At 62.8% G+C, this 21,525-nt stretch carries 17 protein-coding genes; 10 read left to right on the top strand and 7 right to left on the bottom strand.

What is annotated here, in order from left to right; all coding sequences use genetic code 11:
- Window positions 1-15: 15 nt before the first annotated feature.
- Genes Tal182_RS12715 through Tal182_RS12700 form a run of 4 tightly spaced genes read left to right on the top strand, consistent with a single transcriptional unit; the run spans window position 16 to window position 4,048 of the window.
- Complete coding sequence (locus tag Tal182_RS12715; protein WP_170965884.1) at window positions 16-1,185, top strand: MlaE family lipid ABC transporter permease subunit; 1,170 nt, start codon at window positions 16-18, stop codon at window positions 1,183-1,185.
- A 1-nt stretch (window position 1,186) separates the two neighbouring features.
- On the top strand, window positions 1,187-2,032 hold the full coding sequence (locus tag Tal182_RS12710; protein ID WP_064802987.1) for an ABC transporter ATP-binding protein: 846 nt from the start codon (window positions 1,187-1,189) through the stop codon (window positions 2,030-2,032).
- A gap of 8 nt (window positions 2,033-2,040) precedes the next feature.
- Window positions 2,041-3,411 carry an MlaD family protein gene (locus Tal182_RS12705; RefSeq protein WP_064802985.1) on the top strand — a complete coding sequence of 457 codons (1,371 nt, stop codon included), beginning with the start codon at window positions 2,041-2,043 and terminating at the stop codon, window positions 3,409-3,411.
- Window positions 3,412-3,436: 25 nt separating this feature from the next.
- The gene (locus tag Tal182_RS12700) at window positions 3,437-4,048 is read left to right on the top strand and encodes an ABC-type transport auxiliary lipoprotein family protein (protein ID WP_085859637.1); all 612 of its coding nucleotides are present in this window, start codon (window positions 3,437-3,439) and stop codon (window positions 4,046-4,048) included.
- Between the two features lie 126 nt (window positions 4,049-4,174).
- Here the strand turns inward: Tal182_RS12700 and Tal182_RS12695 are convergent, their stop codons facing one another.
- A complete protein-coding gene (locus Tal182_RS12695; protein ID WP_085859636.1) occupies window positions 4,175-5,050 on the bottom strand; it encodes a D-alanyl-D-alanine carboxypeptidase family protein in 876 nt (291 codons plus the stop codon).
- A 369-nt stretch (window positions 5,051-5,419) separates the two neighbouring features.
- Between Tal182_RS12695 and Tal182_RS12690 the strand changes: the two genes are divergently transcribed.
- Complete coding sequence (locus tag Tal182_RS12690; RefSeq protein WP_085859635.1) at window positions 5,420-6,169, top strand: aminoacyl--tRNA ligase-related protein; 750 nt, start codon at window positions 5,420-5,422, stop codon at window positions 6,167-6,169.
- Between the two features lie 81 nt (window positions 6,170-6,250).
- On the opposite strand, the gene Tal182_RS12685 is transcribed toward Tal182_RS12690, so the two are convergent.
- Both Tal182_RS12685 and Tal182_RS12680 read right to left on the bottom strand, forming a co-directional pair.
- Entirely contained in the window at window positions 6,251-6,811 is a 561-nt protein-coding gene (locus tag Tal182_RS12685) for a cysteine hydrolase family protein (protein WP_085859634.1), read from the bottom strand.
- A 103-nt stretch (window positions 6,812-6,914) separates the two neighbouring features.
- Entirely contained in the window at window positions 6,915-13,889 is a 6,975-nt protein-coding gene (locus Tal182_RS12680) for a hypothetical protein (RefSeq protein WP_085859633.1), read from the bottom strand.
- 464 nt (window positions 13,890-14,353) lie between these two features.
- On the opposite strand from Tal182_RS12680, the gene Tal182_RS12675 reads away from it, so the two are divergent.
- Window positions 14,354-14,737: an Hpt domain-containing protein gene (locus tag Tal182_RS12675; RefSeq protein ID WP_064802974.1), complete on the top strand. Its 384-nt coding sequence runs from the start codon at window positions 14,354-14,356 to the stop codon at window positions 14,735-14,737.
- Window positions 14,738-14,943: 206 nt separating this feature from the next.
- Entirely contained in the window at window positions 14,944-15,264 is a 321-nt protein-coding gene (locus Tal182_RS12670) for a 2Fe-2S iron-sulfur cluster-binding protein (protein ID WP_011425597.1), read from the top strand.
- A 357-nt stretch (window positions 15,265-15,621) separates the two neighbouring features.
- Here Tal182_RS12670 and Tal182_RS12665 read toward each other — a convergent pair whose 3' ends face one another.
- Window positions 15,622-16,248 (bottom strand): DUF922 domain-containing protein, encoded by a 627-nt coding sequence (locus Tal182_RS12665; RefSeq protein WP_064802972.1) that lies wholly within the window; start codon window positions 16,246-16,248, stop codon window positions 15,622-15,624.
- Between the two features lie 102 nt (window positions 16,249-16,350).
- Here Tal182_RS12665 and folP point away from each other — a divergent pair, with 102 nt between their 5' ends.
- The 3 genes from folP to folK are packed head-to-tail and all read left to right on the top strand — an operon-like array spanning window position 16,351 to window position 18,093.
- Entirely contained in the window at window positions 16,351-17,220 is an 870-nt protein-coding gene (gene folP, locus Tal182_RS12660) for a dihydropteroate synthase (protein ID WP_085860921.1), read from the top strand.
- Window positions 17,217-17,582 carry a dihydroneopterin aldolase gene (folB, locus tag Tal182_RS12655; RefSeq protein ID WP_008525873.1) on the top strand — a complete coding sequence of 122 codons (366 nt, stop codon included), beginning with the start codon at window positions 17,217-17,219 and terminating at the stop codon, window positions 17,580-17,582. Before folP ends, folB begins: the two co-directional genes overlap by 4 nt.
- Window positions 17,575-18,093 (top strand): 2-amino-4-hydroxy-6-hydroxymethyldihydropteridine diphosphokinase, encoded by a 519-nt coding sequence (gene folK, locus Tal182_RS12650; RefSeq protein WP_064802970.1) that lies wholly within the window; start codon window positions 17,575-17,577, stop codon window positions 18,091-18,093. The genes folB and folK overlap by 8 nt, the downstream gene beginning before the upstream one ends.
- 62 nt (window positions 18,094-18,155) lie before the next feature.
- Here folK and Tal182_RS12645 read toward each other — a convergent pair whose 3' ends face one another.
- The 3 genes from Tal182_RS12645 to Tal182_RS12635 all read right to left on the bottom strand — a co-directional run bounded on the left by Tal182_RS12645 (window position 18,156) and on the right by Tal182_RS12635 (window position 21,468).
- Complete coding sequence (locus Tal182_RS12645) at window positions 18,156-18,707, bottom strand: hypothetical protein (protein ID WP_064802969.1); 552 nt, start codon at window positions 18,705-18,707, stop codon at window positions 18,156-18,158.
- A gap of 209 nt (window positions 18,708-18,916) precedes the next feature.
- The gene (locus Tal182_RS12640; RefSeq protein ID WP_085859632.1) at window positions 18,917-19,996 is read right to left on the bottom strand and encodes a TIGR01620 family protein; all 1,080 of its coding nucleotides are present in this window, start codon (window positions 19,994-19,996) and stop codon (window positions 18,917-18,919) included.
- On the bottom strand, window positions 19,993-21,468 hold the full coding sequence (locus Tal182_RS12635; protein WP_085859631.1) for a YcjX family protein: 1,476 nt from the start codon (window positions 21,466-21,468) through the stop codon (window positions 19,993-19,995). The genes Tal182_RS12640 and Tal182_RS12635 overlap by 4 nt, the downstream gene beginning before the upstream one ends.
- Window positions 21,469-21,525 lie beyond the last annotated feature (57 nt).

The raw sequence follows: 21,525 nt of genomic DNA, 5'->3' as shown, positions 1-21,525 counted from the left end.
ATGTCGCCGTAAGCCTTGAAAGACACAAGTATCTTGAACGCCGGGAATCGCAACGCCGCCTCGCTGCAAGTGGACGACCGGTCAGATGGTTCGGGGCAGCATGTTCGTCTCAGCGGCAACTGGCGCAGCGCCTATGTGCATCTTGTGCTGCGCGACTTCGAAAAGCTTCAGCGAGAGAAGACCGGCAATCTGACGCTCGATCTCTCCGATGTATCAGACATCGATACCGCCGGTATCTGGCTTCTGTGCCGGCTAAAGAAGGAGGCGGAGGCGGCCGGACGCACGGTGCGCTTCGTCGGCACAAATCCGCATATCGACGAAATGCTGGAGATGTTTTCCGAGGAACCGGCCAAACCGGAGCCTGAACAGAAGGAAAAGGTCTCGATTGCCGCGCGTATCTTGGCGCCGGTCGGCAAGATGACCTACGACATCTGGGACAATCTCGCCGCCTCGATGTATATCCTCGGCTCGGCGGTGCGCGGGGCGCAGATGAAGCTCGGCCGCGGCAGCGGCGTTTCGCCAGCCTCGATCGTCAACCAGATCGATCACATGGGCGTGCGCGCCGTTCCGATCATCCTGCTGATGTCGTTTCTGATCGGTGCGATCATCGCCCAGCAGGGCGCCTTCCAGCTGCGGTATTTCGGGGCGGAGGTGTTCGTCGTCGATCTCGTCGGCATTCTGCAATTGCGCGAAATCGGCGTGCTGCTGACCTCGATCATGATTGCCGGCCGCTCCGGCAGCGCGATCACCGCCGAAATCGGCTCGATGAAGATGCGCGAGGAGATCGACGCGCTGAAAGTGATGGGGCTGAACCCGATCGGCGTGCTGATCTTCCCGCGGCTAGTGGCGCTGACCATTGCCTTGCCGCTTCTGACGGTGCTGGCGAACTTCGCGTCGCTCGCCGGTGCGGCGGTTGTCGCCTGGGGCTATTCCGGCATCACCTTCGCCAATTTCCTGTCGCGGCTGCATGAGGCGATTACGCTGTCGACCGTGCTGTCGGGCATGATCAAGGCGCCGTTCATGGCGCTCGTCATCGGTATCGTCGCCGCCGTCGAAGGGCTGAAGGTCGGCGGCAGTGCGGAATCGCTCGGCCAGCACGTGACGGCCTCGGTGGTGAAGGCGATTTTCGTCGTCATCCTGATGGACGGGCTTTTTGCGATGTTCTATGCAGCGATCGACTTCTAGCATGGCGGGCAGCGTGGACGAGCAACCGATCGAAAACGAAGGACAGGGCAGGGATGTCGTGCTTTCGGCGCGCGACGTCACCGTCGCCTTCGGCTCCAAGGTGGTGCTCGACAAACTGAACCTCGATATCTATCGCGGTGAGATCCTCGGCTTCGTCGGTGCGTCGGGCACCGGCAAATCGGTGCTGATGCGCACGGTGCTGAGGCTGCTGCCGCGCCGGTCCGGCACGATCAAGATCCTCGGCCAGGATTTCGACGAGCTCAACGAGCCGCAGCGCAACGCGCTCGACATGCGGCTCGGCGTGCTCTTCCAGCAGGGCGCATTGTTTTCATCGCTGACCGTCAAGGAAAACATCCAAGTGCCGATGCGCGAATATCTCGATCTGCCGCACTCGCTGATGGATGAGCTGGCGCATCTGAAGATCCGCATGGTGGGGCTGGCGGCCGATGCCGCCGACAAATATCCGTCCGAGCTTTCGGGCGGCATGATCAAGCGTGCCGCGCTTGCCCGCGCCCTGGCGCTCGATCCCGAGCTCGTCTTTCTGGACGAACCGACTTCAGGTCTCGATCCGATCGGGGCGGCCGAGTTCGACGAACTCATCGCCAATCTGCGCGATAGTCTCGGACTGACCGTCTATATGGTGACGCACGATCTCGACAGCCTGTTTTCGGTTTGTGACCGTATTGCCGTGCTCGGAAAGAAGCGGGTAATGGTGGAAGGCACGATCGACGACATGCTGGCCTATGACGATCCGTGGGTGCAGGCCTATTTTAGAGGTAAGCGAGCACGGTCGATCGTGCCGCAGGACAATGGCGCGCGGCACGATAATGGCAGCGGCGGGAAGTGATCGGATAGATGGAAACCAAAGCCAATTATACGATTGTCGGTTTTTTCACGGTGCTGGTGATCGCGGCCGCCTTCGGCTTCGTTTACTGGATGGCCGAATATGGCCGCGGCGGCCCGATGACGGAGCTGATCGTGCGTATTCCCGGCTCGGCCAACGGGCTCAGCGTCGGCTCGCCGGTGCGCTTCAACGGTATCCAGGTGGGCTCGGTGCAGACGCTGTCGATCGATGCCGACGATCCGCAATATTCGCTCGCCTTCACCCAGGTGCGCACGGACGCACCGATTTATCCCTCCACCAAGGCCGCGCTGGAAATTCAGGGCCTGACGGGGGCCGCCTATATCGAACTCTCGGGTGGCCGTAAGGGTGAGGAGAGTATCCTTAAACATGCGATCGAAAACGGCAAACGCGCCGTTATCGTCGCCGACCAGTCGAGCGTCACCAATCTTCTGGCGACCGCCGACAAGATTCTTGATCGCGCCAATGACGCGGTCGGCGAACTTCAGGGTTTCATCGAAGATTCGCGTGCTCCGCTGACCCAGACGTTCAAGAATGCCGAAACCTTCTCGGATGCGCTGGCCAAGAATTCCGATAATATCGACGCCTTCCTGCAGAGCGTCGGTGAGCTCTCCAACACGGTGAAGGCGGTTTCCGGGCGTGTCGATTCGACGCTTCAGGCCGTGGAATCGCTGGTCAGGGCCGTCGACGCGCAGAAGGTCGATAATATCGTCTCCAATGCCGAGAAGATCACCGCCAATGTCGCCGATGCCTCGGGCGATCTCAAGGGCGCGATCCAGAAGTTCGACGAGACCGCCACCACCTTCAACGATTTCGGCAAGCAGGCGCAGGCAACGCTCGACCGCGTCGACACGCTCGTCGCCCAGATCGACCCGGCGAAGATCAAGGGTTCGGTCGACGATATCTCGCAAGCCACAAAGGATGCGCGTGCGGCCGTCGCCTCGATCCGCGACGTCGCCAACACCGTTTCGTTGCGCCAGAAAGATATCGACCAGACGATCCAGGACGTGTCGCAGCTTGCCAACAAGCTGAATTCGGCCTCGACACGCGTCGACGGCATTCTCATCAAGGTCGATGCGCTGCTTGGAACCGACAACACGCAATCGCTGTTCGCCGAGGCGCGCGGTACGCTGGAATCCTTCAAGAAGGTGGCCGACAATCTGAACTCGCGAATCGGTCCGATCGCCGATAATCTTCAGAAGTTCTCGAGCGGCGGCTTGCGCGACGTGCAGACTCTCATCAACGACATGCGCGGAACCGTGAGCAATCTCAACGATACGATCAGCAACTTCGACCGCAATCCGCAACGCCTGATCTTCGGCGGGGACACGGTCAAACAGTACGACGGCCGGACGCGGCGTTAACAGGGAAAGTCAGGGGTAGCCCAGTATGGTCGCATCGCATCTGTTGTCGCGCCGTTCGTGGATCAGGGGAACGGCGATCGCGCTGCCGCTGACTGCGTTGATCCTGTCGGGGTGTGGCACTTCAGCCAAGAACGATACCTATGATCTCTCTGCGGCCGTCGATGGCGATGGGCCTGCTGCCAAATCCCGCCAGATCCTGATCGCCGGCCCGACGGCACTCAGATCGCTCGATAGCGAGCAGATCGTCATCCGCGTCTCCTCGTCGGAAATCCAGTACCTGTCCCGGGCGCAGTGGGGCGACAAGCTGCCGCGCATCGTGCAATCGAAACTGGTCGAGGCCTTCGAGAATTCCGGCAAGCTCGGCGGGGTCGGCATGCCGGGGCAGGGGCTGGCGATCGACTACCAGATCGTCACCGATATCCGCGCATTCGAGATCGACGCTTCGAATGGCAACCAGGCGGTAGTCGAAATCTCCGCCAAGATTCTGAACGACCGAAACGGCTCGGTGCGCGCCCAGAAGGTGTTCCGCGCCATGACGCCGGCCGGCGGCGACAATATCGGCTTCGTCAAGAGTCTCGACCGCGCCTTTTCGACGGTGGTTTCGGAGATCGTCAGCTGGACGCTGCGCTCAATCTGACATGGACGTTTGTTAAACGCTGCGCCGACGTCAAAAATTGCTGATTGCGGAAAATATTGGCCCCATCAGGTTGGAGCGGCCACCCTATTTAAATTTCTTCATGAATTTGTGAGCTTGACTTGCCGGCTACTTCGTCGGCTGCGCATCCGTCATCGTCGCTGCAGGCTGGCTGCCTGGGATGGTGGAGGCGGTGGCGGTTGGTGATGACGGCAGGGTGCTGTCGAGGAGGCTCGCCATCTTGTCGTCGCGCAGGCTTGCAGTCTTTTCACCCATGACGACGCCGACGACGCGGCGGCCATCCTTCAGCGCCGAGGTCACGACATTGTAGCCGGATGCATCGGTATAGCCCGTCTTGATGCCATCGACGCCGTCATAACGATACATCAGATTGTTATGGCCGCGCAGTTTCATGCCGCGGAACTGAAAGCCGCGCATCGAGAAGAGCTTGAACTCCTCGGGAAAGTCCCGCATCAACGAAAGGCCGAGCGTAGCCATGTCGCGTGCCGTGGTAACCTGCTCCGGATCGGGAAGGCCCGACGGGTTCTTGAAGACCGTGTCCTTCATCCCCAGCTGGCGCGCCTTGTCGGTCATCGTTCTGGCGAAAGCCGGTTCGGAGCCGCCGAGCTGTTCAGCGATCGCCACGGCGGAATCGTTGGCAGACAGCACGACGATGCTTTCGACCGCTTCACGCAGCGTTACCTTGCGGCCGGCGCCGACGGCAAGCTTGAAGGGTTCCTTGCTCTCGGCATTTTCCGACATGGTGAGCTTCTGATCCCAGGTGAGGCGTCCATCGTGCAGCGCCTCGAAAGCGAGATAAAGCGTCATCATCTTGGTCAGCGACGCGGGATAGTTGAGATCATCCTGGTTGGAGGCTTCAAGGACCTGACCGGATTGCGCATCAATGACGAAGCTTGCCTGACCGGCCTTAGCCGGAATGAAAGCGCCCATCAGCAGGGTGGACGAGAGCGCGATGGCAAGGAGCCGGGATGTCGTCGTGGTCATCGGTATTGCTGTCTCTTTCGTTGCACGGCCGAGGCGCCGTTGGCTTTAAACGCAAGCGGATCGAAAAAGTTTGTGACGGAATGAAGGAAGGTGGGCAATAAAAAAGGCCTATCCACAGATGATACCTTTTGTCTCGGCCCCTGCGGTTTTGACAATCGCGCGCATGGCACGTAGAAATTTGTCATGAGCATGAAGCGCGCGCCTTTCTCCCACCATGACCGCACCTGCCCGCAGGTCGCGATCGCGCGCGCCATTGGCGGACGAGGTCTCCGCGTCCTGCTGTGACGTCCGGGCGCTGCATGCGTCCGGCGCGCCGCCGGACGTAAAGCCCTTCACCACGTCAACAGGGTTGCCCGGGAGACAGGCAGCATGCTCAATATTTATCATGTCAATTCGCTCGTCCATTGGGAGGAGCGCGAGATCAATCTGCGCGATCATATGATCGGCTTTTTCTCCCAAGAGGTCCGCAGCTTTCTCAGATCGGTCAATCCAGCCTGGGATATGCGAAGGGTCGAGGCGCCGGCGCTGACGCCGCGGTCGCTGGTTTCAAGTGCCTATTCGAATGCCGACATCTGGGTCCAGGAACAGCTCGCGGCCGGCGATACTGCGCTGGTGCTGAGGCCGGAGACCACGCCTTCGACCTATGTCTACATGCAGCATATTCTTGGAAACCATTCAAAGACGCGGTTGCCTCTGTGTGTCTGGCAGGCCGGCAGGTCCTACCGCCGCGAGCAGGAGCAGCCGACGAAACACATGCGGCTGAAGGAATTCTGGCAGCTCGAATTTCAATGCGCCTTCACCGCCGACAGCGGCAACGACTATCACGCGGCGTGCCTTGAGCCGGTGCGCCGCATGATCGCCTCGCTGATCCATCTGCCGACGCGGGTCGTGCCCTCCGACCGGCTGCCGGCCTATTCAGAGGTGACGATGGATGTCGAGGTCGATAATGGCGACAAGTGGATGGAGGTTTGCTCGATCTCGCGGCGTACCGACTTTCCATACCGTTACCGGTCGCAGCCCCGGAAGGCAGCGGCCGTCGATCACAACGTCCTCGTGCTCGAAATCGCCATCGGCCTCGACCGTTGCGTGTACAACTGGGGCATGGCGGCCGAGGCGTGAGGGACGGAAAACCGGGACCGCATGGCGATCCCGGTTTTAGCTGCAGTTGTTCGGAAGATATAAGCGGTTGTTGCCGGAGCCTTATGAAAAGGCAATGTCGGCGGCAGGGCGGACATCCACAATCGCCTTGCCCGCATCGAAACCATCAAGCGTTTCGTTGTGGTGGGCGACAATCGCGGAGAATTTAAGGGTCGCCGTGTCGCCAGTTGTATGGCCGTCGGCAACCAAGGTCACGTCATAGCCGAGCGAAACGGCCCGCCTGACGGTCGTGTCGACGCAGAATTGCGACATGCAGCCGCCGACGATGAGGTGGGTAACTGATCGCTCTTGCAAGCGGTCGGCAAGATCGGTCCCGAAGAAGGAGTCGGCGCTTTTCTTGCGCACGATGACCTCACCTGTTTGCGGCGCAATCTCCCCGCGCAGCGCCCATCCTGACGTGCCCACGGCCAATCGGTGACCGCTGTCGCCATCATGCTGCACCAGCACGACCGGTACGCCGGCCTGACGCGCCTTTTCCTTGAGCAACGCCAATCGAGCGACGGTCTCATCAAGTGCGGAATCGACCTCGGGCTGGCGCTCCGGCGTGGCCTTTCCGGAGAGAATTGCGTTCTGTACGTCGATAATAAGAAGGGCCTTGGTCATTTCTTCGCGGTTCCGGGCTGGGCAGCAGATCATATCCCCATCATCAGGGAAAGCCGCCTGACACATGTTCAGGCGGCTTCAGCTCCACGATATCGGCCAGACTCTATCTCAGCCTGCCCGCTGCATGGGCGAGCATGGTGTAAACCTTGCCCGTATCCGAGGTCAGATAGGACTGTGTGACTGTCTGGTTCGGGTCGGTTCGGGCGACGTCGGCGAGTAGCTTTTCGAAATCGCCGATATAGCGGTCGACGGCGGTGCGAAATTCCGGTTCGCGGTCGTATTTGCGCTTGATCTCGTCGAAGGTCTGCTGGCCCTTCAGCGTGTAGAGCCGGCGGGTGAAGACGTCGCGCTCGCCGCGCTGGTAGCGGCGCCAGAGATCGACCGACGCATCGTGATCGATGGCGCGGGCGATATCGACGGAGAGCGAATTCAGCGATTCCACGACATGGCGCGGATTGCGGCTGTCGTTGCTGCGTGCGGCCGGTGCGGCGGTTTCCGTCGGGCGCGCGGGAGCACGGGCCGGCGCCACGTCCGCGGCGTCTTCGCGGGATGCGCCTCGCAAAAGATCGCTGATCCAGCCACCGCTTTCCCGCGCCGGTTCCTGGCGGCCCAATTCCTGGCGAGCGGGGGCTGGCTGCTGGGCGGCCCGCTGAGGAGCGGCGGCCGGAGCGGATGGCGCAATCGTTCCGCGCAGACCGGTGGCTTCGATCGGCGGAGGCGCTGCCGGCTGCGGCGGCTGGGCTGCGATCGGCGGGGTCGGGCGCGGAGCCGGCTGCGCCTGGGCAAGCGAGCGGGCGGCGGGCTCTGAGATTTCGAGCTGCTGGCTGGAGCGGCCGACAAGCTGCGAGATATCCTGCAGGGCCTTGATCTGTTCGGCGACGGCGCGGCGCATGGCCGAGGCGCTTTCCTTGGCTTCCTCCGGCAGGTCGAAGGCGCCGCGCTTCAGTTCGGCGCGGGTGGCGTCGAGTTCGCTGCGGATGTCGGCAGCGGAGCGGCGGATGTCCTCGGTGGCGCCGGAAAAGCGGCCGACGGCATCCTCGATCGCCTCACGCAGCGATTCCCGCATATGCTGGGCGGCGCCGTCGGAGGCGCGGCCGGCTTCGCCGAGCATGCGCTCGACTTCCGACAGCGAGGCGGTGAGGCCGCCGCGAATACGATTGGAGAGATCATCGGAACGGCGCTCGACATTGGCGAAGGTGCTGTCGATCGTCGTATTGGCCTCGTCGCCGGCGCGGGTGATCGCCTCGCGCATGGTTTCGGCCGCTTCCTGGGCGCGCTTCTCGGTTTCCGTCAGAACGCGACCGATATCGGCAAAGGAGGACTGAACGCCCTGGCGCAGGTTGCCGGTGACCTGGTTGGAGCGCTGCTCGGCCCGCTCGAACACGGTCTCGATCATGCCGCCGAGCCCGCGCATGGTCTTTTCGATCTCGTCGGAGCGTTGGACCAGGCTGACGGAGAGGGCTTGCAGCGCGCCTTCACGCTCTTCGAGCGTCGAGGCGAGGTTGGACTGGGCGGCACCCAGAAGCTGCGAGGCCTGGGTCAGAACCTTGGAGTGTTCGTCGAAGCGGCCGATGATGCTGCCGACCTGGGCCAGAGTCTGGCCAGAGATGTCGGAGAGGCGGTCGACCTTGCCTTCGAGAAGCCTAGTCGAGGCGCTGACCATTTCGGCAGCCTTGGTGGCGGAGTCGGCAAAGCGGGTCGTGGTTTCGCCGAGACGCCCGTCGACGCTCGTCAGCTGCTCGGCGGCGCGGTTCATCATCATTGCCATTGCCGCGCTGCTTTCCGACATGCGCTGAACCAGGCCGTTGACGTTGCCGACCAGGCTGTTCTCGATGGCGCTGACGGCGTTGGCAACATTCTCGGTGCGGGCGGCCACGGCGCTGGCGAGCGCTTCGTTCTCGGCACGCAGGCGATCGGCGCTGAGATTGGCTGCGGCGGTGATGCGGGCAGCGGCCTGCTCGCCGGCATCGGTGTAGCGATCGATGATCGGGCGGGCCGTTTCATCGAGTATGCGGGTCAATTCGACAGAGCGGCCTGATAGCATCGAGTTGAGGTCGCGGGTGCGTTCCTCAAGCGTCGAGCGGATCGAGTTGCCACGCGCTTCGAGCGCCCGGTCGACATCGGAGAGGGAGGTATCGATCTCGCGGACACGCTCCTCGAGATTGGAGCGGATGGCGCTGCTGCGCGCTTCGAGCGCCCGCTCGACATCCGCCATGGTGGCGGAAATCTCGCTGCCGGCCCCCGACAGCGTCGTGCGGATGGCATTGCCGCGCGCCTCGAGAGACTGGCCGGCGTCCGACAGGGCCCTAGAAATGGCATTGACCTGCGTGCCGACAACGGTCTCAGCCTCGGCGACCTTGTTGACGATGGCATTGCCGGCTTCCGAGAAGGTCTGGGCGACGGCAGCGGCCTGGGTTGCCAGGCGGTTCTGAGCTTCGGCAACCCGCGTGACGATCTGCGACGAGCGCTCATCCATGGTGCGGGTGAATTCGTCGCTTTTTGCATTGAGATCCTCGGCGAACTGCTGGCCGGTCTTGCCGAGCAGTTCCGTGGTTCTCGTCGCTTCGCCTTCCATTCCCTGGGCTGCTTCGGCCACCGCGCTGCGTAGCGTCGAGGCGAGGCCGGCGGCCTTGCCCTCGATGGTGCGGTTGACGGCGTCGAGGCCGACGGTCAGCGCGCGATCCATGGTGGAGAGGCGTTCCTCGATGCGTTCGTTGCCGCGGTCCAAGGTTTCGCCGAGACTTGCCGTGCGGCCCTCGATGGCGCCTGCAAGCGTGGTCGTGCGGCTGTCCAGCGTCTCGGCCAGATTGGCGGTGCGGCTGTCGATTGCCTGTGTAAGATTGGCGGCGCTGCCTTCGAGCGTCGCCGAGATGCGCCGGGTGGCGTCGTCACCGAGCGCGCCGAGCCGGGAAATGCCGTCGGTAAGCACGCCGGAGAGCTGGCTGTTGGCGGCCTCGACCTTTTCGGCAACGCCGCCGACGCCGTCACGGATGCGGGTCTCGATCGCCGTAAGGCCGGCTTCCATACGAGAACCGGTTTCTTCAAGACGTCCCGCAAGGTTCTCGACCGACTGATCGAGATGGGCCGAAAGGTTCTGGGCGGAGCTCGAAATCGTGTTCGCCGCCTCCTGGAAGCGGCCGGCGATCTGGCCGGCGCCGGCGCGCATGCGATCTTCCAGTGTCTGGGCACCGGCATCGATCGCCTGGCGGATCGAGGCTTCACGATCTTCAAGCGACATTTCGAGCATGCTGACGCTTGTCGCCACCGAAGTGCCGATGCTGGTCGCCTGTTCGGTCAGCGTATCGCTGATCTGCGCATGCGCCTGGCTCAGCGACAGCTCGATGGCATTGCCGCGATCCTCAAGCGTCGTGCGGATGCGCTCGTGGGCAGAAGCGAGCCCGCCTTCGATGCGCGCCGCGGCTTCCTCGGCCAAGCTCCCGAGCCGCGCATGGGCATCGCTGAGGCGGCCTTCGATGCGCCCGCTCAAGCCGCCGACGAGATCCTCGAAGCGGGCACCGCCCGCATCGAGAACGCCCGAAAGCGCCGCGCTGTGCTCGGCGAGGGCGGATTCAAGCCGCCGCTGATTGTCGGCGTAGGCGTTGTGGATGGCGTCTGTCTTGTCGGCAAAGGCGCCGGCGACGCGGGCCTCTGCACTGGTGACGGCCTCCATGATTGCATTGCTGCGGGCTTCGAGGGCGCTGTCGAAGCGGCTCTGGTTGTCATCGAGCGAAATGGCGAGCGCCATGGTCTTTTCATCGAGCGTATCGGTGAGCCGGTCATGGCTTGCCGTTACGGCACCGACGAGCGCGGCGGCGCGGTGTCCCAGGGCTTCCTCGAGGCGGACCTGCCCTTCGTTCAGCGAGGCGGCCAGGGCGCTGGCCTTCTGGTCGAGCACGCCGTTCAGGCGTTCATGTGTGCCGGAGACCGCATTGGTGATCGCATCGGCGCCTGATGTCAGCGTCTCCTCGAGGCGGCTCTGGCTTTCGTTCAGCGAAATGGCAAGGGCCATCGCCCGATCGTCGAGCGTCTCGGACAGGCGGTCATGGGTGGCGGAAACCGCACTGAGGAAGGATTCCGAGCGGCTCTCCAGCGTGTCCTGCAGGCGGCTCTGACCTTCGCTCAAGGAGGCGGTCAGCGCCGATGCCTTCTCATCAAGGGTTTCGGCGATACGCTCATGCGTACCGGAGACGGCCTTGAGGAAAGCTTCGGAGCGGGCTTCCAGCGTGTCTTCGATCCGCGTCTGGTTCTCGTTGAGAGAGATTGCGAGCGCCATCGCCTTCTCGTCCAGCGTTTCCGACAGGCGGTCATGCGTGCCGGAAACGGCATTCAGCAGCGCCGACGACCGGGTCTGCAGCGTGTCCTCGATGCGGGCCTGGCCTTCGCTCAGCGAGATGGCAAGCGCCATCGCCTTTTCATCGAGCGTCTCGGAGAGACGGTCATGAGTGCCGGATACGGCATTCAGTAGGGCCGCGGAGCGGGTTTCGAGGGTATTTTCGATGCGTGCCTGGGTCTCATTTAGCGAGTTGGCAAAAGCTGCCGCCTTATCTTGCAGCGTCTCGGCAAACCGGTCATGGGTGCCGGAGACGGCGTTCAGCAGGCCTGCAGAACCATTTTCCAGCGTTTCCTCGATCCGGGCCTGGCTCTCGTTCAAGGAAATGGCAAGCGCCATCACCTTTTCATCAAGGGTTTCGGCAAGCCGGTCGCTCGTGCCGGACACGCTGTTCAACAATGCTTCGGCGCGGGTTCCGAGCGCGTCCTCGATGCGGGCATGGCGCTCGTCCAACGAGGTCGTCAGGGCCGCTGCCTTGGTATCCAGCGTTTCCGACAGCCGATCATGTGTGCCCGAGACGGCGTTGAGGAAGGCTGCGGAACGGGTCTCCAGCGTGTCTTCGATGCGGCTCTGGCTTTCGTTCAACGAGATGGCGAGCGCCATTGCCTTTTCGTCGAGCGTCTCGGAGAGGCGGTCATGAGTGCCGGAAACGGCGTTGATGATGGCGTCGGAGCGGGTCGTCAGCGCTTCCTCGAAGCGGCCGTGATGGGTGGTCAGCGCATCGATCAGCGCGCCGCCGCGCTCCGCCATGACGCTGTCGATACGCTCATGGGCTGTGCCAACCGCGTCCCGGATTTCTGCTGCGCGCGCTGTCAATACGCTGGTCAGTTCCTCGGCGCGGCCGCCGAAAGCCGTCGTGACCTGCTCGGTGCCGGCGGCAACGGCGGCGGTCAAATCGGTGGTGGTTGTGCGCAGCGTATCGCGGAACTCGGCCGAGCGGGCCTGAAGATTGTTCTGCAGGTCGGAGGTGCCGGATGCAAGCGCCAGCGCGATGTCCGACGTGGCGCTCTGCAGCGCCGAGGTCAGCTCGCCGGTGCGGCTGGTGAGTGCGGTGGTGATTTCTTCGGTGCGGCTGCTGAGCGTGCTCTCCAGCACTTCATGACCGGTTGCGAGCGCCGCCGCGAGCGTCAGCGACTGGTCGGTCATCGAGGAGCCGAGCCGGTCGATGCTGGAGCTCAAAATGCCTTCGATCGAATCCGACCCGCCGGTCAGCGTTTCGTTGATGCGGGCAAGGCTCTCCATCAACTTGGTGTCGAGCGAGCCGGTGCGCTTGTCGAAAGCGCTGGTGAATTCGGCGACCCGCTCGTCGAAGGCGGTCGACAGCTGGGCGACGGTCGTCTGCAGCCGCTCTTCGAAGAAGCCGGAGCGCAGGTCGAGATCCATGACGGCGTCGTCGGCGGTGCTCTGCAGGCTCTGGCGGAAGCTTGCGCCCTTCTCATCGAGCGCGCTGTTCAGCTTCGAGAGCACATCGTCGAGCGTCCCGCCGATGGTGCGTTCGCCCGATGTCAGGCTCTCGTTGATCTCGCGGGTGCGGGCGATCAGGATCTCGTTCAGCTGATGCGTGCGCTCGTTCAGCGCCGCGTTCAGCTTCTCGGTGCTGCTGTCCATGGTCGAGGCGCGCGTCTCGAACTGGCTTAGCAGTTTTTCGCCGTGTTCGTTGAGGTTGACGGAGAGCGCCTCGAGGCGGTTGTCGAATTCGGTGGCGAGCGCAAAACCGGAGGCGTTGAGGGTCTGGAGCAGGCTGTCGGTCTTGGCGGCAAGCAGGCTGCCCATGGACTGCAGGGCGCTGTCCGATTTTTCCAGGATGGTCGCCGCCCGCGTGTCGATCAGCGAGGCGAAGGCTTCGCCCGATGTGGCGAGCCGCACGGCGATCTCTTCGGTCGCCAGCGACAGTTCTTCCTTCAGCTGGTCGTGGACGCTGCCGATCGAGGTGCGGATGCGGTCGGCATGGTTGACGATCGCCTCCCGCTCCGAACCGAGTTCATGGACAAGACCGCGCACGCGCAACTCGTTGTCCGCATAGGAGCGTTCGAGAGCGTTGACTTCGGAATGGACCAGCGTTTCCAGCTCGGAAGCGCGCGCGATGGTGCGCTCGATGCCTTCGTTCATGGCCGAGACTTCGCGGCGCACCGCCTGGCCAACGGTCATGATGCGTTCGGAGGCGATGGTTTCCGGCTCCGCCAGGCGCAATGCCACCTCTGCCATCGAGCGGGCGGCGTTGCGCATGTCCTGGGCGCGGGAGATCATGATGGCGAAAGCATAGAACATCATCACCGGAATGATGATGCCGACCAGGCCGGCAATGACGCCGGGCAGGGCGACGAGATCGGCGATCGAGCGGATCTGCCAGATCTGCGGCGCATATAGCAGCGACATCAGGCCGAGGCCCGCCATGACCCAAAGCACGGAAAACAGGGTAGCGGTGCGCATGGCCGAGCGGCTGGAAGCGCCGTCGAAAGATTTCAGGATCGAGGCGGGCGTATTGCGGCTGGCATCATTGGCGGGCGCGAAGGACGAAGCCCTGGAAGCCTGCTCGGCCCCGGCGCCGCGGCGGCTGCGGCGCTGCGCTTCTTCCTGGGCTTGCTGATTGCGCGCATTCGATGGATCAGACACATTACCCTCCGGCGCCTGGGGCGCGTCGCCGCGGCGAGACGGCACGTTATCCTTGCCGAAGTCGATCTGGAGCGCCTCGTCCAACGCCTTGAACGCCTTGTCCTCGATCGACTCGTTATATTTGTTATTCGCCATTCGGTTACGCCTCGTTACTGTCGGCCGGCCCGGCAGCACATCCCCGGCTTCCACCTTGTCCGGGAACAACTTTGCCGTAACGGCCCTCCATCCCAACCGCGGACGGATAAGCATGTCATTTCAGAGTAGATAGCCGCTTTTTCAAACGGAAGGTATCAAAACACTACCATTATCCACTCACTCGGCAAAGGCGCGTACCATAAACCCGCTCCACCAGTATCGTAGTGACACATCTGGGCTCTGCACACAATTAATGAAGGCTTGAGATTCATGGCTCGTTAACCTGTTGTTAACATCTTTGAATCCGAGGCCCTGCTTAAAAACCAATAATTTAGGGATATTTAACGGATGTTAACCATATGGTGAGATTTCCGCGCCCGATGTGCCGGAATTTAACGCGATGGCCACCCTTCTGACGCAGAACTGTAGCAAGTGCGGACGATCTGAGACGGGAGAAATGGCAAATGGCGGCCCAGCTGGCAGCATTGAAGATCGTATTCGAGGCGCCTGATAATGCAAAGGGGTCGTGCCCCTCGAAGGTCCGGCCGATCGATCTCGTCCATCTCGCAAAGCAGACGATGGGCGACAAGTCTCTGGAAATCGAAGTCCTTCAAATGTTTGCGCGCCAGGCGCGGGCGTGCCTCCAGGACATGGCGAGCGGTGAGACCGTGCGTGTCGGCGCGGCCGCGCACCGGCTGAAGGGCGCGGCGAGCTCGGTCGGCGCATTCCGCGTGTCGCAGACGGCTGAGGTCGTAGAGGAGACCGGCGGCGATGCCAGCGCAATGGCGGCGCTCGGCGCTGCCGTCCTCGATGCCGAGAACTTCATTCTCAAGCTCTGCCGCGGCTGACCTCCAAGTCTTCTTTCGTTGATTGAACGAGGCCCGTTGTTTCATTGCGGAACCACGGGTCTTTTTGCGACGTTCCGGATGACGCTTTGAAGACGGCGGGCGAAGGCCCGATCTGCGAGGTTATGGCGGATTTCCGAATGTTGACTGACGCGTCGAATTGTCGGAAGAAACTTCGCCCACCCATTTGAAGACCGGAAATAGTCCTGATGCCCAAACTTACCATCGTCGCCTTCGACGGCACGCGCTTCGACCTCGACGTCGACCAAGGCTCTACCGTTATGGAGAATGCCGTGCGCAATTCGGTGCCCGGCATCGAGGCCGAATGCGGCGGCGCCTGCGCCTGCGCCACCTGTCACGTCTATGTCGACGAGGAATGGACGGAGAAGGTCGGCCAGCCGGAAGCGATGGAAGAGGATATGCTCGACTTCGCCTTCGACGTGCGCCCGACCTCGCGGCTCTCCTGCCAGATCCGGATGAAGGCCGCTTATGACGGGCTCGTCGTGCACGTGCCTGAACGCCAGGCCTGAGGCGCCCCGCGTTTCGCGCCAGCGCACCGGCCCGAAAATCGGAACCGATTTTCGGAGTTGAATAACCGACACCATCACCACAAAAAAGACGCCTCGCGCGCTGGTGCGAGCGAGGCGAGGCGGGCGCATTACCAACGGATGAGGGAGGAACATCCGCGGCTTCGGAACGCGCCAGGAGAACCCAGCGAGGAAAGTCCAGACGCCGTAGCTGAACTTTCGAATGTGTTCATATTAACGCGTTACGGTTGAGTCGGCCAGGATGAAAAATGACCATTAAAACGCTGGGGAAGGGGTAAGTTTCGCACAAGTTTCGTTGCGCAGCTAAGTTTTTCCGCTCGTCACCAGTTCGAAAAAGCCTTATTTTCCGCCGGCTCGACCGTTGATTCGATTTCTCAGCAATCTCAGCATGCGCTTCTGGAAGTTGACCGCCTCAACCCGGTCGAATCGCGCCTGCAGCCGATCGTGCTCCTCTATGCCGCGAGTTGATTCGTTGGAGACGAGCTCCTGCATGGCCTCGCAGCTGCGCTGCTGCGGCAATGCGCGGATGGCGCGCTCCATGGCGCGGGCCTGATCTCTGGCGATCTCGGCGTGACGCTCCTCGTGGCGCTTGATGTCACTCGACAGTGCGTCCCATATCATCGACAGCTCCTTACTGGCGCCTCTGCGGCTATTCCAGCGCGGCAGGATGATCTGGGTGTGAACGGTGACCTTGACATTGCCGACGCGGCATCTGCCATTATCCTGGATATAGGTGGCCTCGCCGCCGAAGCGAATCTTGGTGGCCCCGGGATGGCGTGCCGACGAACCGCTCGCCGTCGGGCCGCGCCGGCCGAGTTCCCGGTCTAGCTCATCGGCGGTTTTGCCGCGGATGTCGAAATAGGAATAACTTTTCGATGCGATCACTTCAGCTGCCGCTGGACTGCTGAGAGAAAGAGCAATGGAAAAGGCGACAGGAAGGCACATATAACGCATTGCAAGCGGCATTCTGAAGGCAACCCATGTTGAAATCGGCAGGAGCTTGGGGCATAGCCACCATAAGCGCAATATCGGATGGCGGCTTTTTTCGTCATCAATAGGACAAGTCTGGTGACAGGGCTCGAAGGCAGTTTCTGGCGTGTCGGCCATGGCCGGGAAATCGAACTCGGCCGTCGGTCGGCGATCATGGCGATCGTCAATGTGACGCCGGACTCCTTCTCCGACGGCGGACGTTTTGAAACCGTCGATGCCGCCGTCGAACACGCATTGCAGGCGGTCAGCGACGGTGCTGCGATCGTCGACATCGGTGGCGAATCGACCCGGCCGGGTGCGGCGTCGGTCAGCCCTTCGGAAGAGCAGGCGCGGGTGTTGCCGGTCATCGAGGCGCTGCGCGGTCGCAACGAGGCGCTGATCTCGATCGATACCTATCGCGCCGAGACGGCGCGGCTGGCCGTCGACGCCGGCGCCCATATTGTCAACGACGTCTTCGGACTGCAGAAAGATGCAGGTATCGCGGATCTGGCCGCGGCCACGGGGGCGGGGCTCTGCATCATGCATACCGGGCGCGACAGGGCCAAACTTGCCGATGTGATCGCCGACCAGGCGCATTTCCTCGAACGGTCGCTGGCGATCGCCGCCGCGGCCGGAGTCAACAGCGACCGGATCGTGCTCGATCCGGGTTTCGGCTTCGCCAAGGAGACGGCGGAGGAGAACCTGGAGCTGATGGCGCGGTTTTCCGAACTGTCGCGCTTCGGCCTGCCGCTGCTTGCCGGCACCTCACGCAAACGCTTCCTCGGCGCGGTCACAGGGCGCGAGGCGCCGGAGAGGGATGCGGCGACGGCCGCATCAAGCGCGCTGCTCAGGCTTCAAGGGGCTGCGGTTTTCCGGGTGCACAATGTCGCAATCAACAGGGATGCGCTTGCTATCGCCGATGCTATGCTCAATGCGCGCCAGGAATTCGAGAGGAAGCGGCCGACATGACGACCTACACGATCACGCTGCAGAACTGCGCCTTCTTCGCGCGCCACGGCGTGCATGACGAGGAGGAATTCCTCGGCCAGCGCTTCTTCGTCGATGCCGAGCTCGATGTCGTCGCGGGCGAGGCGCTGGAAAGCGATTCGATCAACGACACCGTCAATTACGGCATTGCCTTCACGGTGATCGAGGAGATCGTCACCGGCAAGCGACGCTATCTCATCGAAGCCCTGGCGCTCGATATCGCCAAGGGCCTCTGTCAGACGTTCCCGCAGGTGCGGCGGGCGAAGATCACGGTGCGCAAGCCGAATGCGCCGGTGCCCGGCGTGCTCGATTTCGTGCAGGTGAGTGTTGAACATTTTGCCTGAGGCTGCATCGCAATCAGCCACACTCGGCCTCGGCGGCAATATCGGCGATCCGGTAAAGGCGATGGCCGCGGCGCTACAGAGACTGGACGGGCGCGACGACTGTCGTGTCACCGCCGTGTCGCGGCTCTATCGCACGCCGCCGTGGGGCAAAACCGACCAATCGTTCTTCTTCAATGCCTGCGCCGCCGTCGAAACCCGGCTCCCTCCAGAGGCGCTGCTCGACGTCTGCCTGTCGATCGAGCGCGAGATGAAACGCGAGCGTGTCGAACGCTGGGGGCCGCGCACGCTCGATATTGACGTGCTGACCTATGGCGACGTCGTCCAGCAGGCGCCGCGGCTGGAGTTGCCGCATCCCCGTATGACCGATCGCGGTTTCGTCCTGATGCCGCTTGCCGATATCGCCCCAGGCCTTCTCGTCAGGGGCCGGCCGGTAAGCGACTGGCTGCTCGATGTTGACGTGACCGGCATCGAGGTCGCCGATGACAGCGGCGACTGGTGGCGGAACGCCTAAGGCCCTAAAATGCGAAACGGCGGGAAACCCGCCGCTTCAGGAAAACCCGTCATGCAGTCCGTCTACTGGATGGAGCCGACCGCCATTTCGTCGACCTGACGAGTCAATGTCAGGCCGATAACCGGGATCATCTGGCTTTCGACCTTGACCGACACGGTGACGTTCATCGTCTTGTCGTCACGCACGCGAGCGATCATCGCGCCATTCAGCTTGGCGCGGTTGATGCCGACCACGACGGTATCCTCGGTTACGGCGCCGGAGACGACGTCAAGACCCTTGCCGGCGGCGCCGTCGAGGAACTTGCCCGTGTAGGTGGAGCCCGACTGCGAGATGACGGCGCTCATCGGCTGCTTGAAGACGCCGACGCGGCAGGTTCCATCGAGCTTGATGCCAGCAGTGCCGTCGCCGGTGGGTTCACCGGTCAGATTGCAGGTGAATTTCGTCCCCTTGTATTTGCCGGCGACGATCTCGCCGGGGCCCTTCCAGGAGCCGGTGACGGATTCGAAAAAGGCCTTGTCGCGGGTTGCGGCAGTGGCTGCCGGAGCGACGTCTGCGACAGGAGACAATGCCGCGGCGGCGAGGCCGCATAAGAAGAGAAACTGGCGCGAATACATGGATTTTCCTTGGCAAACACCACTCACGAACTGGTGCCAAGTTTTGCCGAAAAATGGTTAATCCTTCCTTTCGATTGTGCCGAATGCGAGGGACCTGGATTTCTGTCGCGCCTCGCGGATTTTAGGATCCGGCGGCTACAGTGTTGAATCTGCTTAACTTCGCCAACTTCACCTAGGGGAAGGTGAGAGCTGCGGAATCGCCTCGTCAGTTAAGGATTGTTGCCGCGCGGCGACATTGAAGGTGTGAGATCGCCGATAAAATCGCCGATTCCCGGTCGCTTCACCGCACGAAAGGCAAGCGGGCGACAGAGATCCATCGCCGCGATTCCGATGCGAGCAGTCATCAGACCGTTGATCACGCCCTCGCCGAGTCGGGCCGATAGCTTCGAGGCAAGTCCATGGCCGAGCACCTGCTGGACGAGACTGTCGCCGACGGCGATTGAGCCGGTGACGGCGAGGTGGGCCAGCACGTCACGCAGGAGGCGGAACATGCCGAGCGTGCCGGGGCGGCCGCCATAGAGCTCGGCCATGGCGCGGATAAGGCGCACGGATTCGTAGAGCACGTAAAGCAGATCGACGATCGCGCGCGGGCTGACGGCGGTGACGATCGAGACGCGCTTGGAGGCGTTGACGATGAGCGACCGCGCTTTGCGGTCGAGTGGGGCCAGCAGCTCGCGTTCGGCCAAGACGATCAGATGCGGGGGGTCAATGACCTCACCCTCGGTCGCCTTCAGCGTCGCGCGACCCTTCGATGTCTCGGGATTGGCCGCAAGAAGCGTGGTGAGTCGCGCAACGACGGCGCGCGCTTTCGCCGGCCGTGTTTCGAGGATCGCCGCCTCTGCTTCCGCCTTGATCGCCTGAACAGCGGCAAGGCGCATCATGCCCGCGGTCTCGCGGATGACGAGGGCAAGCACGGCGAGGACGCCGATCGCCAGCACGCCAAGAGCTGCATAACCCAGCCAGTCGGCGCGGGTGAAGAGATCGCGGATCAGGCGGTCGGTCCAGAGGCCGATGCCGAGCGATAGCAGGATCCCGAAGGCGCCTAGCGCAATCTTGCCAAAAGAGGTGCGCCGCTTGCGCGGTGTTGCCACCGGCACTGCGCTCGCATCCCTGTCAGGATTGATGAAGGGATCCTCGTCGTCGGGCGTCAAGATGATCTCGTCCGAGAAGCTTTCCGGTTTGCGCCGGCCTTGCTGTTTCCGACCATTGTCGCGCGGCACGGCAGCCTCATCCTCATAGGCGAAGGCGGCGGGTGGGCGGTGCGGCAAATCGGAGGGGGGCTTACTCATGCGAGACGGTCTCCGAACAGGAACTGCATGGCGCGGTCAAGGCGGATATGCGGCACCGACAGCTTGATGCCGCCGCCGGTCTCCTCGAGATGCGGCGGACGGAACCTGACGACGTTGACCTCGGGCAGGGTATCGGCGGTCTCGCCCGAGGCGATGCGATTGAACAGGCTTTCCGGATCCTGCGGCAGGTCTCCGGGGAAGATTGCGGTCTTTCTCTGGCCGTCGAATCGCTCGCCGGCAATGGTTTCGCCCTCCATTGGCGTGCCGACGATGACAGGCAATTCATGGCCGTCGCGCTTGACCGATGCCTCGCGCGTGGCGCGCACGGAAGCGAGCGCCATCACGTCGATGCCGGCTCCGGCCATGCCGATGCGGGCGATGGCGCGATCGACGAGGCGGCGGGTCAGCGCATCGAGCCGATCATGGCTCTCATGATGGAGATGGTCGGCCTTGGTTGCGGCGACCAGCACACGGTCGATGCGGCGCCCCAGCAGCGACGAGAGCAGCGAATTGGTGCCTGGGCGGAAGCAGGCAAGCACGTCGGTCAGCGCGCGCTCCAGATCCTGGACGGCTTCGGGGCCGCGGTTCATCGCCTGCAGTGCGTCGACCAGCACGATCTGCCGGTCGAGCCGGGCGAAATGCTCGCGGAAGAAAGGTTTGACGACGACCGATTTATAGGACTCGTAACGCCGCTCCATCATCGTCCAGAGTGAGCCGCGATCGGGACGCGCGCCCGGCGGCAGGACGAGCGGGGCGAAGGTCAGCGCCGGCGAGCCGTCGAGATCGCCGGGCAGAAGCAGGCGCCCGGGCGGCAAGGTGGAGAGCGAGCGTTCGTCGGCCTTGCAGGCCTTGAGGTAATCGGCAAAGGCGGTGGCAAGCTCGCGGGCTGCCATCTCGTCGGCGCCGGCATTTATATCGGCGGCACGGGTCAGCGCCAACCATTCCCGCGACAGTTCGGAGCGCACGCCATTTTGCGCAAGCGCGATCGTTTGCTCGCTGAAGGTGCGGTAATCCTTGCCGAGCAACGGCAGGTCGAGCAGCCATTCGCCTGGATAATCGACGATATCGATCGACAGCCGGCCGGGCGAGAACAGGCGATTCCAGCCGCTGGCGCTCTGATAATCGAGCGTGATGCGCAGTTCGGAAATGGCGCGAGTGGAATCCGGCCAGACGCGGTCCTTCACCAGCGCCCGGATATGATCCTCATATTGGAAACGGGGCACGGCGTCATCCGGCTGAGGCTCCAGCCGCACGGCTGAAACGCGGCCCGACTGCACCGGCTCGAACAGCGGCAGTCGGCCGCCATGCAGGAGATTGTGGACAAGCGAGGAGATGAAGACCGTCTTTCCGGAACGGGAGAGGCCGGTGACGCCGAGCCGTACGGTCGGATTGACGAGGCCGCTTGCCCTGTCGGCGAGATTGTCAAACGCGATGCGGGCGTCGTCGGCGAGGGATGTCAGGCGTGGCGGCAAGGCGCAATTCCGGTTGATGACTGCCGGCAATATAGGAAGACTGTGCTGCTCGCAAAA

The organism is Rhizobium sp. TAL182, from assembly GCF_002117725.1.
Lineage (GTDB): Bacteria > Pseudomonadota > Alphaproteobacteria > Rhizobiales > Rhizobiaceae > Rhizobium > Rhizobium esperanzae.
The sequence above is the reverse complement of the archived record's forward strand: the minus strand, read 5'-3'. Positions and strand labels throughout refer to the sequence as shown.

Excerpts from the sequence above, each read along its gene's own strand:
- Tal182_RS12710 (WP_064802987.1), top strand. The coding sequence starts at position 1,187 with ATGGCGGGCAGCGTGGACGAGCAACCGATCGAAAACGAAGGACAGGGC.
- Tal182_RS12705 (WP_064802985.1), top strand. The coding sequence starts at position 2,041 with ATGGAAACCAAAGCCAATTATACGATTGTCGGTTTTTTCACGGTGCTG.
- Tal182_RS12700 (WP_085859637.1), top strand. The coding sequence starts at position 3,437 with ATGGTCGCATCGCATCTGTTGTCGCGCCGTTCGTGGATCAGGGGAACG.
- Tal182_RS12695 (WP_085859636.1), bottom strand. The coding sequence starts at position 5,050 with ATGACCACGACGACATCCCGGCTCCTTGCCATCGCGCTCTCGTCCACC.
- Tal182_RS12690 (WP_085859635.1), top strand. The coding sequence starts at position 5,420 with ATGCTCAATATTTATCATGTCAATTCGCTCGTCCATTGGGAGGAGCGC.
- Tal182_RS12685 (WP_085859634.1), bottom strand. The coding sequence starts at position 6,811 with ATGACCAAGGCCCTTCTTATTATCGACGTACAGAACGCAATTCTCTCC.
- Tal182_RS12680 (WP_085859633.1), bottom strand. The coding sequence starts at position 13,889 with ATGGCGAATAACAAATATAACGAGTCGATCGAGGACAAGGCGTTCAAG.
- Tal182_RS12675 (WP_064802974.1), top strand. The coding sequence starts at position 14,354 with ATGGCGGCCCAGCTGGCAGCATTGAAGATCGTATTCGAGGCGCCTGAT.
- Tal182_RS12670 (WP_011425597.1), top strand. The coding sequence starts at position 14,944 with ATGCCCAAACTTACCATCGTCGCCTTCGACGGCACGCGCTTCGACCTC.
- Tal182_RS12665 (WP_064802972.1), bottom strand. The coding sequence starts at position 16,248 with ATGCCGCTTGCAATGCGTTATATGTGCCTTCCTGTCGCCTTTTCCATT.
- folB (WP_008525873.1), top strand. The coding sequence starts at position 17,217 with ATGACGACCTACACGATCACGCTGCAGAACTGCGCCTTCTTCGCGCGC.
- Tal182_RS12645 (WP_064802969.1), bottom strand. The coding sequence starts at position 18,707 with ATGTATTCGCGCCAGTTTCTCTTCTTATGCGGCCTCGCCGCCGCGGCA.
- Tal182_RS12640 (WP_085859632.1), bottom strand. The coding sequence starts at position 19,996 with ATGAGTAAGCCCCCCTCCGATTTGCCGCACCGCCCACCCGCCGCCTTC.